The sequence below is a fragment of the [Enterobacter] lignolyticus SCF1 genome (assembly GCF_000164865.1).
GTDB classification, from domain to species: domain Bacteria; phylum Pseudomonadota; class Gammaproteobacteria; order Enterobacterales; family Enterobacteriaceae; genus Enterobacter_B; species Enterobacter_B lignolyticus.
This window is the reverse complement of record NC_014618.1, coordinates 4,093,362-4,105,063: the sequence shown is the minus strand read 5'-3', so window position 1 is coordinate 4,105,063 and position 11,702 is coordinate 4,093,362. Positions and strand designations below refer to the sequence as shown.

The window sequence follows — 11,702 nt, the reverse complement described above, 5'->3', positions numbered from 1 at the left end:
GGGTTAGAATTTTTTCAGGATATCGTCCAGCGACTGTGGCTTATCTTCCGGGATGGTCTGGAAGAACACCTGAATCCCACGACTTTTTAATGCGTTAAGAATGCCGACATCCTTTTCATCCAGCGTGATGTTCTGGAAGACCGCCTTGCGGTTCGGCCCACCGCCAAGCCCGCCCACCTGAATGCTTTTGACCTCGAAGCCCAGCGTGACGACGTCCTGCATCGCGCTCAGGGAAGGCAGCAGCACCAGCACGCTGCCATCCCCGAGCTGATTTTCTTTCCACGCGGCGGCGAAGCTTTCGTTGCTGTAGCAGTCCACTTTGATGTTGGGCGGCGCGGCCATCAGGTAGATATTTTTCATAAACGGATCGGCATCCAGCTCATCGCTGACCACCGCAATGCGGTTGGCCTGGGACTGACCGACCCATTTCGTCACCACCTGTCCGTGGATGAGGCGGCTGTCGATACGACATAACACGATGTTTGCCATACTATTTTCCTTATTGTGGTTGGTTTACCTGGCGGACATGGGCGACAACGTCGAGGCAGCTGCCGCGTCCGGCCTCCACCAGCGCGCCGACGCATTGCGTTAGGGGGCCGTGCTCGCGCTGGTCCAGCGCTTCCAGCAGCAGCGTGGCGTTGAGGCCGCAGATCACCGCTATGGGGTAGTCGGCGCTCAGACGCGCCGCGACGTTGGAGGTGGTGCCGCCGATAAAATCGGTCAGGATCAGCGAGCCTTCCGGCAGCGTTTTCACCGCGGCCTCAACGCGCTGATAAAACTCGCCCAGCGTGTCGACGGGCATCAGGGCAATCTCGTCGACGCCGGTGATGTCGCCCATCACCATGCGCAGGCTGTTGCAAAGATGCTCTCCCCAACCGCCGTGGGTCAGCAGCAGGATCCGGGGCTGGTCGTGAGTGGATACAGTGGATGTCAAAATGGCCTCCTGGCGCGGTTTCGTTTACTCCTTTGTTAGAGCAAACGCCGTGCCAGGATCAGTGTCATGCGGGATAACCGCCGGAAAGAGAAGGGGAGGGACGGCTAAGCGCCCCACGCGCAGAGGGGCGCTTAGCCGAACAGCAGCTCGTAAATATAAACGTATTCCGCATCGGAAAGGCGGATGGCATAAGCCTCCTCGACCGGCTGAAATGCGGATTTGATGACACTAAACGCCCGCAGGTCCATCTCCGGCTTCATTTCCAGCGCCATCTGTAACGGTTTACGGTTAATCACGATACGCTCGACCATACAGCAGCAGTGGATCAGGAAGCGCAGTGTCACCTGGCGGCTCGGCGTAATGGCAAGCGCGGCGCGCAGGTGCCCCAGCACGCCCTCCATTTCCGTCAGAATACGCTGCGGGTTGAGCACCGAAATGTGGTTGATGATGCTTTCCATGGTCAGGGCGCTGATAAACCGCGCCGCGCTGCGCTCCATCTCAAGACGGCGTTCGGCGCTGGACAGATCCGGCGTCAGCAGGCTTAACACCAGCTCCGGCCCCTGCTCGGAGAACAGCTCCTCCAGCGAAATAAACGGAATATCCGGCAGGCCCGGCTGGAAGGTGCCGACGATACCTGCCACCCGTTCATGGGCGTTGAGCGACTGCTGAATGCGTTCGGGGCTGCGCACCTCGTTGTAGTCCAGGATCAGCATCCGCGTATCCTGCGCCATCAGCTCGCCAAAGCTCTCCTCCAGCACTTTTTTGATTTTCTCCGCTGTGCCCATGCCGGTGATGCAGGAGATAATCAGCACCTTGCCAATGCTCTCCTGCTGCGGCGTGCACAGCTGGCAGGGAATGCCTTTGTCGCGCATCATCCCGGCCAGCGCAGGCAGATCGCTGGTTTCGTAGTTCAGATCGAGCCCGACTTCCAGCAGACTGGTCAGCGTGATGTTGGGCATCAGCAGCACGTCTATCTGGAACAGTTTGCTCACCGTGCTGCCGAAATGCACCAGCGAGCCGATATCCACCATCAGGATCAGCCGCTGCCAGCCGCGCTCGCGGATAGCCAGGGTCAGCTTTTCCAGCGTGTCGTGGACCGACTGCTCAAACGGCATATCGATGGCGCTGAACAGATCGCGCTCCAGCACGCGGTTGACGTATTGCGCCATGCTGGTGGCGGTTGTCGCGCCATGGGCGATCAGCAGCACGCCGCACTCCGGGCTGGTACTGATGCGCTGGCGATAGTGACGGCACTCCTTGAGGAACAGGCACAGCCAGACCACTTCTGTCGCCGGGCACTGAATATGCAGCAGCTCGTTGATTTTGCGGCACAGCAGCGTGGCGTTGTCGTACTCGTCTTTACAGCGATCGAGGATCAGGCTTGAGGAGTAAAGCTGGGGGATCAGCCCCCGCTGCACATACCCCGGCAGCGCCAGAAAGTGTTTACGCAGCGGGCTGACGAGGTTTTCCGGCAACCCAAAGCCCAGCACCTGCTCCACGCAGCTGATAAGCATGGTGACGCGCTCTTCTATGGGGTCGCCATAGCGCGGCGGGTTAGCGTGCGTATCCCGGCGATACAGCCCGTATTCGAAGATGGAGCTGAGCTTGTTTTTGAGGATCGCCAGCGTCTCGGCGGGCGGGACGTTGCTGTTGCGCAGGTTGACGTATTCCCGGGTCAGGAAGCTGTAAAACAGGTCGCTTTCCGGCAGGTCGCTACCGCTGGCGAGTGAGTTCTTCACCTGCGGCAACGTGCGGGCGTCAACGCTGAGCAGCGGGCGGCTGTTAAAGAGCGTATCCACCAGCAGGCGCTGCTCTGCGGTGGCGTTAAACGGGGCATCCACCAGCTTTTTATCGAGCAGCAGCACCTCGCTGCGGGCCGTCATCCCCGAGGCCCACGCCTGAGCGCAGAGAAACTGAATATCGCTTTTGAGCTGGCCGATATTGCCTTCCAGCGGTTTGTTCAGCAGCCAGAGCAGCAGCGTTTTATCAATGCTGATGGTGCGTTCTATCTTGCGGCTTTCCCGCTGTAAAAAACCGACGATAAGTTCTATCTGTTCTTCCACCGAGCGGGCGCGGATGCCGGGTAAATCAATGCTGACCTGGATGCGGCGCTGGAAGGTGCGCAGCAGCGAGGAGCTCACCGGTTCGGTGGTGGCGCAGATAAGCCGTACGGCGATTTTGCGTGCGCCTGCCGCTTCGCCAAGCGGGCGGTATTCACCCTTGTCGAGCAGCGAAAAGAGCTTTTCCTGCCCCTCATAGGGCAGTCGGTGAACCTCATCCAGCAGCAGGTAGCCGCCGTCCGCCTGTTCGACCAGCCCGCGCTTGTCGCTGGTAGCGCCGGTAAACGCCCCCTGACGATGGCCGAACAGGTGCGAGGAGAGCAGCTCCGGGTTGTGGGCGTATTCGGCGCAGTTGAAGTAGACCAGCGGCGGCGGGGTGCCCGCGGCATGCTCGCAGGCGTAGCGGTGCATCAGTTCGGCGAAAAAGGTTTTGCCGACGCCGGAGGGGCCGGTGAGCAGCACGTGCAACCCATGCGGGTAAAGCACCGCCGCTTTGCCTTTTTCTACGGCGTCGCGCAGGCTGCGATCGTGGCCGATAAGCAAGGCGAAAGGGTCGTCCTCCTGCTCCGGCGGATGCGGCAGCAGCGCGGCGGCGGAGTGCACCTCGCGCTCGGCGTCGAGCAGCGGCCTGCCGAGCAGCGCCTCCAGCGCCAGTCGGTGCAAAAAGAAGACCGGCCGCCCGCGGCCTTTGATCGCCAGCCCGTCATTGCACAGCTGGTTCAGGTCTTTGCTGACCGAGTTGCGCGCCAGCCCAAGGTTAAAGCCGATGCTTTCGGCGGTAAACGCAACCTCCTGCTGCAGGTCGCTCAGGCTTAATCCTCGTGTGAGTCGTTCCAGTTCCCGAAGAACTATTTCTATACGTCTCATCGTGTTACCGCTATGGGTTGCTGTCATAGCTCAGAACATACACGATTTTTACACCCACGAAAGCGACTGCAGGCGAAGTTACGGTAGTATGTCCTCATCTAACGGGATGATGGAGTGTGCAGATGCTGAACGGTTTGAACCACCTGACCCTGGCGGTGAGCCAGCTTGCGGCGAGCCTTGATTTCTACCAGCGGCTGCTGGGGCTCAGGCTGCATGCTCGCTGGGAGCACGGAGCTTACCTTAGCTGCGGCGAGCTGTGGCTGTGCCTGTCGGTCGACCCGCAGCGGCAGTCCACTGCGCCGGAGCATAGCGACTACACCCACTACGCCTTTAGCATCGACGAACAGGATTTCGCCGCCTTTACCGAACGGCTTGAGCGGCACGGGGTGGTGATATGGAAAAAGAACAAGAGCGAAGGGGCATCGTACTATTTCCTCGACCCGGACGGGCACAAGCTGGAAGTGCACGTCGGCACCCTGGCGCAGCGGCTGGCGGCGTGCCGGGCAAAACCGTACCAGGGAATGGTCTTTGAGGAGTAACGGTTACTCCATCGCGATACGCACCGCTTCGCCAAGCTGCTCCACCACTGCCCGGTGCTGTTCGGTGGGTGGCAGGGCGCAGTTGAGCCGCAGGCAGTTGCGGTACTTGCCGGAGGCGGAAAACAGCGAACCCGGCGCGACCTGAATTTTCAGCCGACAAAGCTGCCGTGCGACGCAGACCATATCGACATGTTCCGGCAGCTCGACCCACAGCAAAAAGCCGCCCTGCGGGCGCGTCACGCAGATCCCGCAGGGGAAATATTCCCGCACCCAGCAGGTCCAGGTCTCCATGTTGCTGTGGTAAATCTGCCGCATCCGGCGCAGGTGGCGGTGGTAGTGCCCCTCGCGGATAAACGCGGCGACCGCCAGCTGCGTGGTCGGCACGTTGGTGCCGCTGGCGGCATACTTCATGTGCAGCACCCGGTCGTGGTAGCGCCCTGGCGCAATCCAGCCCACCCGCAGCCCCGGCGCGACGGTTTTGGTAAACGAGCTGCACAGCAGCACCCGGCCGTCGATATCCCAGGATTTAATGGTGCGCGGGCGCGGGTAGTCGTTCGCCAGCTCGCCATAGATATCATCTTCGAAAATCGCGATGTCATAGCGCTGGGCCAGGGCCAGCACCGCGCGCTTGCGGGCGTCCGGCATGATAAAGCCGAGCGGGTTGTTGCAGTTCGGCACGAGGATCACGCCCTTGATCGGCCACTGCTCCAGCGCCATTTCCAGTGCTTCGATGCTGATGCCGGTCTGCGGGTCGGTCGGGATCTCAATGGCCTTGATGTCGAAACCGCGCAGCAGCTGCATGGTGCCATAAAACGACGGCGACTCGACGGCGATGATGTCGCCGGGTTTACACACCGACAGCAGGGCGATGGACAGCGCCGCGTGGCAGCCGCTGGTAACCACAATATCGTCGGCGGTGACCACTGCGCCATTGTCGAGCATCAGGCGGGCTATCTGCTCGCGCAGCTCGCGCCTGCCGGGCAGTTCGTCATAGTTGAAAATATCGCCGCCGTTATGCTGCACAAGGCGGCTCATCTCCTTCCACAGCGGCTTCAGCGTTGGCTGCGTGACGTCCGGCGAACCGCCGCCCAGCGCGGTAATGCTTTTGTCGTTGCGCGCATCCAGCAGCGTCAGCACCTGATCCCACTGGGTGACCTCCACCGGACGCTGCGCCGGGCGGGACATCGCCGGAACCGGCGGCTGCGCTTTACGCGGGGCGATGAAGTAGCCGGAGCGCGGCTGCGGAGTGATAAGCTGGAGGTTCTCCAGCATCTGATAGGCCTGCTGAACGGTGCTGATGCTGACGCCGTGCTCCTGGCTTAAGGCGCGCACCGAGGGCAGCTTTTCCCCGTGGCGGTACAGACCCTGTTCGATACGCTGGGCGAGAATATTCGCCAGATGTTGGTAGCGCGTCATGCTGTATCCTCTTTCTCACCATACAGATGGATAGACCAGTACAGATTGGCCAGATAAACACCGTTCAGATAACGTTTTAGCCGATCTGTATGTTAAAGAAAAGTCGATTCTGAGTCTGTATTGCGCCCCCCAAATTCCGTGATGATAAAGCCTCTGGCAAGGTGTGGAGGTGAATGATGGAATTTCATGAAAATCAAGCCCGTGCGTCGTGGATGGGCTTCACGTTGTTAGGCAGGGCGATAAGCAAATGGTGGCGGTTAGAGAAAACCCGTCGGATTCTCAGTCGCCTGAGCGATGAACAACTGAAAGACATCGGCGTTTCACGACATGATATTGGTTCGTGTTGAGTTACTGGCACATTAACCGACTGGTTTTAAAATGAGAGCAGAGGACCTGGTCAATCAGGCCCTCTGCAGCGGCTTAGGCGATGGCTTCCATTTCCATCATCACCGGGTGGAAGCGGCGTTTGAAGTAGATCAGGCCGTTTCCTTCCTCGCTTAAGATGATGTTTTTAATCTCCACCAGGTACACCAGATGGGTGCCTATACTCTGCACCTGGCTGATTTGGCCTTCGAGGTTTGCCAGTGCGCCGTTGAGCATCGGCTGCGCCAGCGGCCCCTGCTGCCAGCAAGAGAGGCTGAACCGCTCTTCCATCGCCATCCCGGTCATCCCGGCAAAGTGACGCGCCATCAGCTCCTGCTCGTGGTTCAGGACGTTGATGCACAGCTTACCGTTGCCCTGAAACACCGGGTTCATGGCGCTGTTGGCGTTGATGCAGACCATCACCGACGGCGGAGTGTCGGTGACCGAGCAGACCGCGGTAGCGGTGATGCCGCAGCGTCCGGCGTCGCCGGCGGTGGTGATGATATTCACCGCCGCGGACAGGCTGGACATCGCATCGCGAAAGCGCAGACGTTGTTCATCTAATTGCATGTAAACCTCCTGCTACTGGTTACTTCAGCAGCTTATCCAACAGATTGATATCAGCATTGTTGTGCAGATGCGGCACCGTCCAGCCGTGCTGGTCGTACTCGGACAGACAGCGGTCGACCATCGCCATCATTTTGTCCATGTTGCCGGAGCTTTGCGCCTGGCGCAGGCACTGCAGACGAATTTCGTCCTGGCTGCCGGAGTAGTTGATTTCGTACAGCTCGTGGCGGCCGCCGAATTCGCTGCCGATGGCGTCCCACATCAGCTTCAGGATCTTGATACGCTCGACGTGATCCATGCCGTTGGAGCCGCGCACGTACTTTGCCAGGTACTCGTTGATCTGCGGGTTGTTCAGGTCGCGGGCGCTGGACGGCAGGTAGATAAGGCCGCTGGTGACGTTGCGCTCAATGATATTTTTGATCTTCGCGTAGGCCATCGGCGCCATCACGCGGTAGGTCTGCAGCGCGGCGTGATCCGGCAGGTACGCGCCGTTGACCCACGGGGTCGCTTCGGCGCACATGGAATCGCTCAGCGCCCAGAACATGTTGCGCCAGGCCACCACTTCGCCGAGATCCGCCTGCACGCCGCGGAACTCCAGGGTGCCGGTGCATTCCAGCGAGCGCTTGAGCAGCGCGGTGATGAAGTCAAGCTTCACCGCCAGACGTACGCAGGCCTGCAGCGGATACATGCGGGCGAAACCGCCTTCCATGGTCCAGCGGCGGCAGCGGTCGAAATCGCGGTAGATCAGCACGTTTTCCCACGGGATCAGCACGTTATCCATCACCAGGATCGCATCGTTTTCATCAAAACGGCTGGAGAGCGGGTAGTCGTACGGCGATCCGGTCGCGCCGGCCACCATCTCGTAGGAGGCGCGGGAAATCAGCTTCACGCCTTCGGCGTCCATTGGCGCCACGAACATCAGCGCGAAGTCCGGGTTTTCCCCCATCACCTGGGCGGAGCCGAAGCCGATCATGTTGTAGTGGGTCAGCGCCGAGTTGGTGGCGACCACTTTCGCGCCGCTGACGATAATCCCGGCATCGGTCTCTTTTTCCAGCTTGATATAGACGTCTTTCACCTCGTCCGCAGGCTTATGGCGGTCGATAGGCGGGTTGACGATGGCGTGGTTAAAGTACAGGCCGGTTTCCTGAATGCGGGTGTACCAGCTGCGGGCGTTCTGCTCGAACTGGCCGTAGAAGGTCGGGTTGGCGCCGAGCGCGCAGCCGAAAGCGGCTTTGTAGTCCGGCGTGCGGCCCATCCAGCCGTAGCTCAGGCGCGACCATTCGGCGATCGCGTCACGCTGCTGGCGCAGGTCGTCGGCGCTTTTCGCCACGCGGAAGAATTTATGGGTGTAGCCGCCGCTGCCGGTATCGGTGCCCCAGCACAGCGTATCCTGCATGTCCGGCTTGTGCAGCGCGTCGTACATCTGCGCGACCGAGGCCGCCGCGTTGCGAAACGCCGGGTGGGTGGTGACGTCTTTGACGCGCTCGCCGTAGATATAAATCTCGCGGCCATCCTGCAGGCTTTTTAAATACTCTTCGCCGGTTAACGGGCGCTTTGCGTCAGCACGGAAATCTTCAGGCTTCATAGGGACCTCGTATCGGAATAGTGTTGTTAAATTTATGTTTTGTTTTTGTTGTTTAATTGAAGCGTGCGAGAGGGATTACGTGAAGGGACGATTGGGACAACGGCAGGTACTTTTCGGACGGGAAGACGATTTGTGATCTGTGCGGTGTTTCGGCGGGTGGCGCGCGCTTACCCGCCCTACGGACCGTGATACGTTCAGGAAACCGGTACTTTCCGCGCGCGATACGCGCTCGGCGAGCAGCCCACTAAGCGATTAAAAAAACGGGCGAAATAGGCCGGATCCTTAAACCCCAGCTGCCAGGCGATGTCGCTGACCGTACTGTCGGAAAACAGCAGCAGCCGCTTGGCCTCGCGCATCTGGCGGTCGAAAATCAGCCGCTTAGGCGGACGGTTGGCGAAGCGGCGGCAGATGTCGGTCAGCCTTGATTCCGTCAGGTGCAGCGCCTGGGCGTAGTCGGGCACCGTCCAGTGCTGGTGGTAGTGGCTGTCGATCGTCTGGGTAAAACGCTGAAAGACCTTCAGCTCGCCGCGCATGCCGTTGGCGGCGTGATCGTCAAGGGTGGCGTTGCGCAGCAGCAGGGTGAACACCGCCTGGGCCAGCAGCACCAGCGTGTGCTCGCGGCCCGGCAGCTGTTCGGTGGACTCCCGTTCGATGAGCCGCCAGTAGTGCGCGAGCGCGGCCAGCTCGTCGGGCTTATCGGCCAGCGACAGGCAAATGCCCGGCAGGCCGAAGGTCTCCCGCGTGCCGGGGTAGAGTACCTCAAGCAGCGGCCAGATCAGGTTTTCCCGCACCGTCAGCACGTGGCCGTCGCTGTCCGATTCGGTGATAAACGCGTGCGGCACCGACGGCGGCGTGAGCACGAACAGCGGCGCCTGCACCGAATAGCGGTGGTCGTCGAGCTGCAGCTCGATTTGCCCGGTATCGAGAAAGTGCATCTGAAAAAACTGGTCGTGACGGTGCGCCTGCATGTCGCGGCCAAAAAAATCCGCCATGCGCGCAAAGGACTGATAATGCACGTCTTCGGAACCCAGGCTTCCATCGTACTCTTTGCTGATGTCGATGTTGGCAATCGGACTCTGACACATAGCGGCTCCTTTTTTACGGCGTGGCGCGGGGGCGCGAGGCCTTCATCGGGATACTCCAGATAATCACCGCGCCAACCACCAGCAGCGCGGCGACAAACCACAGGCCGCTGTTAAAGCTGCCGGTAATGTCTTTCAGCCAGCCGATCATAAACGGGCTCAGGGCGGAGCCAATATTGCCAGTGGCGTTGATCGTCGCAATGCCGATAGCTCTCGCCCGCAGGCTGATGGACTGATCCGGCGTGGTCCAGAAAATCGCCATTGCGCTAAACGAACCGGTGGAGGCCATGATAATCCCTAACAGCTGGATCAGGCTGTGATCGGTCGCGGAGGCCAGCAACCAGCCCGCCGCGGCGAACAGATAGGGCAGCGCGGTATGGTGCTTACGCTCCTGGTGCTTATCGGAGTGTCGGCTCCAGTAGATCATGCCGAGGATGGTGCAGATCTGCGGGATCGCCGCCAGCAGGCCGATGGTGATGTTGCTGCTGCCCTCGTTGAAGCTTTTGAGGATCTGCGGCGTCCAGATGCTGATGGCGCTGAGCGTATTGGTCAGGCAGAAGTAGGCCAGCGTGTACATCAGCACGATGGGGGTAAACACCTCGCGCCACAGGCTGCGCTGCTGCATGGCGTGGTGGCTGATAGCGCCTTCCGGCTGCACCAGCGACAGGCGATCGTTCTCCATCATCTCGTGCAGGCACTGCTTATCATCGTCCGTCAGCCATTTGGCGCTGGCGGGCTTATCGTCGAGATAAAACCAGACCATCACCCCCAGAAGCACGGAGGGGAAGCCTTCCAGCAGGAACAGCCACTGCCAGCCGCGCAGGTTCATGATGCCGTCAAGGGACAGAATATAGCCGGAGACGATCGAGCCGAGCGCGGTGGTGACCGGCATCGCTATCATAAACAGCGCGTTGGCGCGGGCGCGGAAAAAGGCCGGGAACCAGTAGGTTAAATAGAGCAGAATGCCGGGCAGAAAACCGGCTTCGGTGATCCCCACCAGCATGCGCAGCACGTACAGGCTGTGGGGGCCGGTGGCGAACATGGTGGCGGTGGAGGCGACGCCCCACAGCACCATGATGGTCGCAATCCAGCGTCGCGCCCCGACGATACTGAGCATGATGTTGCTGGGAATGCCAAAAATCACGTAGGTCGCATAAAACAGCGTGGTGGCCAGGCCGAACATGGTGGCGTTAAGCCCCAGATCCTGGCCCATGGTCAGCCCGGCGAAGCCGATATTGATACGGTCGAGAAACGAAAAAATAAACAGTACGAACAAAAACACAATCAAACGGCGGAACAGCTTGTTGATAACCGACTGCTGCCGCGCCGTCAGCTGCTTATGCTGATTGGCGGGGTCGTGCCGGTCCGGAAGTGCAGATGATGTGTCGCTCATTGTCTTTTTCCTCTGATGGGAATTTTGTAGGGTGAGACGTCGTTTGTGCCGGATGGCGACTGCGTCTTATCCGGCCTACGGTCAAACCGCCCGGCATTAATAGATGCCGGACGAACCCGAAGCGGTTTTCTCCACGCCGAATCGGGCCGCGAGCGCTTCAGCGGCGCGCGCCAGCAGGGTCGTGTCCACGCCGACGGCGACAAACAGCGCGCCGAGCTCGAGATAGCGTTTTGCCGTCTGCTCATTGGCCATCAGAATGCCCGGCGCTTTCCTGGCGCTGCGGATCTGCGCGATCGCGTCTTCAATCGCGGCCTGGACTTCCGGATGCTGCGGATTCCCGGCGAAGCCCATGTCCGCGCTGAGGTCCGCCGGGCCGATAAACACGCCGTCAACGCCGTCCACGGCGAGGATCTGCGGCAGGTTTTTCAGCGCCTCGCGAGTTTCAATTTGCACCAGCACGCACATGGCGTCGTTGGCCTCGTGCAGGTAATTCGGAATGCGGTTCCAGCGCGAGGCGCGGGCCAGCGCGCTGCCGACGCCGCGGATGCCCTGCGGCGGATAGCGGGTCGCTTTCACCGCCAGCCGGGCCTCTTCGGCGTTTTGCACCATCGGCACCAGCAGCGTTTGCGCGCCGACGTCCAGCAGCTGTTTAATCTGCACCGGATCGTTCCACGATGGCCGCACGACCGGCTGGCTGGCATAGGGCGCGATGGCCTGCAGCTGGGTCAGCACGGTCTGCACGTTGTTCGGCGCGTGTTCGCCGTCGATCAGCAGCCAGTCGAAGCCTGCGCCCGCCAGCAGCTCAGCGCTGTAGCTGCTGCACAGCCCAAGCCACAGGCCAATCTGCGGTTTTCCGGCGCGCAGCGCGTCTTTAAAAGCGTTGTTCATCGTGCTCT

Annotated in this window: 11 protein-coding genes; 2 read left to right on the top strand and 9 right to left on the bottom strand. The window is 60.5% G+C overall.

Annotation, left to right across the window (positions count from 1 at the left end; translation table 11 throughout):
* Positions 1 to 3 precede the first annotated feature (3 nt).
* From ENTCL_RS19040 to dagR, 3 genes are all read right to left on the bottom strand, one after another.
* Positions 4 to 489: a PTS sugar transporter subunit IIB gene (locus tag ENTCL_RS19040; protein ID WP_013367775.1), complete on the bottom strand. Its 486-nt coding sequence runs from the start codon at positions 487 to 489 to the stop codon at positions 4 to 6.
* A gap of 10 nt (positions 490 to 499) precedes the next feature.
* Positions 500 to 934 carry a PTS sugar transporter subunit IIA gene (locus ENTCL_RS19035; RefSeq protein WP_013367774.1) on the bottom strand — a complete coding sequence of 145 codons (435 nt, stop codon included), beginning with the start codon at positions 932 to 934 and terminating at the stop codon, positions 500 to 502.
* Between the two features lie 131 nt (positions 935 to 1,065).
* Entirely contained in the window at positions 1,066 to 3,861 is a 2,796-nt protein-coding gene (dagR, locus tag ENTCL_RS19030) for a transcriptional regulator DagR (protein ID WP_044612010.1), read from the bottom strand.
* Positions 3,862 to 3,983: 122 nt separating this feature from the next.
* Here dagR and ENTCL_RS19025 point away from each other — a divergent pair, with 122 nt between their 5' ends.
* On the top strand, positions 3,984 to 4,400 hold the full coding sequence (locus tag ENTCL_RS19025) for a FosA family fosfomycin resistance glutathione transferase (RefSeq protein WP_013367772.1): 417 nt from the start codon (positions 3,984 to 3,986) through the stop codon (positions 4,398 to 4,400).
* 3 nt (positions 4,401 to 4,403) lie between these two features.
* Here the strand turns inward: ENTCL_RS19025 and ENTCL_RS19020 are convergent, their stop codons facing one another.
* Positions 4,404 to 5,816 (bottom strand): aminotransferase-like domain-containing protein, encoded by a 1,413-nt coding sequence (locus ENTCL_RS19020; RefSeq protein WP_013367771.1) that lies wholly within the window; start codon positions 5,814 to 5,816, stop codon positions 4,404 to 4,406.
* A 176-nt stretch (positions 5,817 to 5,992) separates the two neighbouring features.
* On the opposite strand from ENTCL_RS19020, the gene ENTCL_RS23210 reads away from it, so the two are divergent.
* Positions 5,993 to 6,163, top strand: a complete 171-nt coding sequence (locus ENTCL_RS23210; protein WP_013367770.1) for a DUF1127 domain-containing protein — start codon at positions 5,993 to 5,995, stop codon at positions 6,161 to 6,163.
* Positions 6,164 to 6,236: 73 nt separating this feature from the next.
* Here ENTCL_RS23210 and ENTCL_RS19015 read toward each other — a convergent pair whose 3' ends face one another.
* The 5 genes from ENTCL_RS19015 to hpaI form a co-directional block, all read right to left on the bottom strand.
* The gene (locus ENTCL_RS19015) at positions 6,237 to 6,749 is read right to left on the bottom strand and encodes a 4-hydroxyphenylacetate 3-monooxygenase reductase subunit (protein ID WP_013367769.1); all 513 of its coding nucleotides are present in this window, start codon (positions 6,747 to 6,749) and stop codon (positions 6,237 to 6,239) included.
* Between the two features lie 19 nt (positions 6,750 to 6,768).
* Positions 6,769 to 8,331, bottom strand: a complete 1,563-nt coding sequence (hpaB, locus tag ENTCL_RS19010) for a 4-hydroxyphenylacetate 3-monooxygenase, oxygenase component (protein ID WP_013367768.1) — start codon at positions 8,329 to 8,331, stop codon at positions 6,769 to 6,771.
* Between the two features lie 194 nt (positions 8,332 to 8,525).
* Entirely contained in the window at positions 8,526 to 9,416 is an 891-nt protein-coding gene (gene hpaA / locus ENTCL_RS19005) for a 4-hydroxyphenylacetate catabolism regulatory protein HpaA (RefSeq protein ID WP_013367767.1), read from the bottom strand.
* A 13-nt stretch (positions 9,417 to 9,429) separates the two neighbouring features.
* Positions 9,430 to 10,806, bottom strand: a complete 1,377-nt coding sequence (gene hpaX / locus ENTCL_RS19000; RefSeq protein WP_013367766.1) for a 4-hydroxyphenylacetate permease — start codon at positions 10,804 to 10,806, stop codon at positions 9,430 to 9,432.
* A gap of 96 nt (positions 10,807 to 10,902) precedes the next feature.
* Positions 10,903 to 11,694 (bottom strand): 4-hydroxy-2-oxoheptanedioate aldolase, encoded by a 792-nt coding sequence (hpaI, locus tag ENTCL_RS18995; RefSeq protein ID WP_013367765.1) that lies wholly within the window; start codon positions 11,692 to 11,694, stop codon positions 10,903 to 10,905.
* Positions 11,695 to 11,702 lie beyond the last annotated feature (8 nt).

What these genes read in the sequence shown, in the direction of transcription:
- ENTCL_RS19040 (WP_013367775.1), bottom strand. Translation starts at nt 489, where the DNA reads ATGGCAAACATCGTGTTATGTCGTATCGACAGCCGCCTCATCCACGGA.
- dagR (WP_044612010.1), bottom strand. Translation starts at nt 3,861, where the DNA reads ATGAGACGTATAGAAATAGTTCTTCGGGAACTGGAACGACTCACACGA.
- ENTCL_RS19025 (WP_013367772.1), top strand. Translation starts at nt 3,984, where the DNA reads ATGCTGAACGGTTTGAACCACCTGACCCTGGCGGTGAGCCAGCTTGCG.
- ENTCL_RS19020 (WP_013367771.1), bottom strand. Translation starts at nt 5,816, where the DNA reads ATGACGCGCTACCAACATCTGGCGAATATTCTCGCCCAGCGTATCGAA.
- ENTCL_RS23210 (WP_013367770.1), top strand. Translation starts at nt 5,993, where the DNA reads ATGGAATTTCATGAAAATCAAGCCCGTGCGTCGTGGATGGGCTTCACG.
- ENTCL_RS19015 (WP_013367769.1), bottom strand. Translation starts at nt 6,749, where the DNA reads ATGCAATTAGATGAACAACGTCTGCGCTTTCGCGATGCGATGTCCAGC.
- hpaB (WP_013367768.1), bottom strand. Translation starts at nt 8,331, where the DNA reads ATGAAGCCTGAAGATTTCCGTGCTGACGCAAAGCGCCCGTTAACCGGC.
- hpaA (WP_013367767.1), bottom strand. Translation starts at nt 9,416, where the DNA reads ATGTGTCAGAGTCCGATTGCCAACATCGACATCAGCAAAGAGTACGAT.
- hpaX (WP_013367766.1), bottom strand. Translation starts at nt 10,806, where the DNA reads ATGAGCGACACATCATCTGCACTTCCGGACCGGCACGACCCCGCCAAT.
- hpaI (WP_013367765.1), bottom strand. Translation starts at nt 11,694, where the DNA reads ATGAACAACGCTTTTAAAGACGCGCTGCGCGCCGGAAAACCGCAGATT.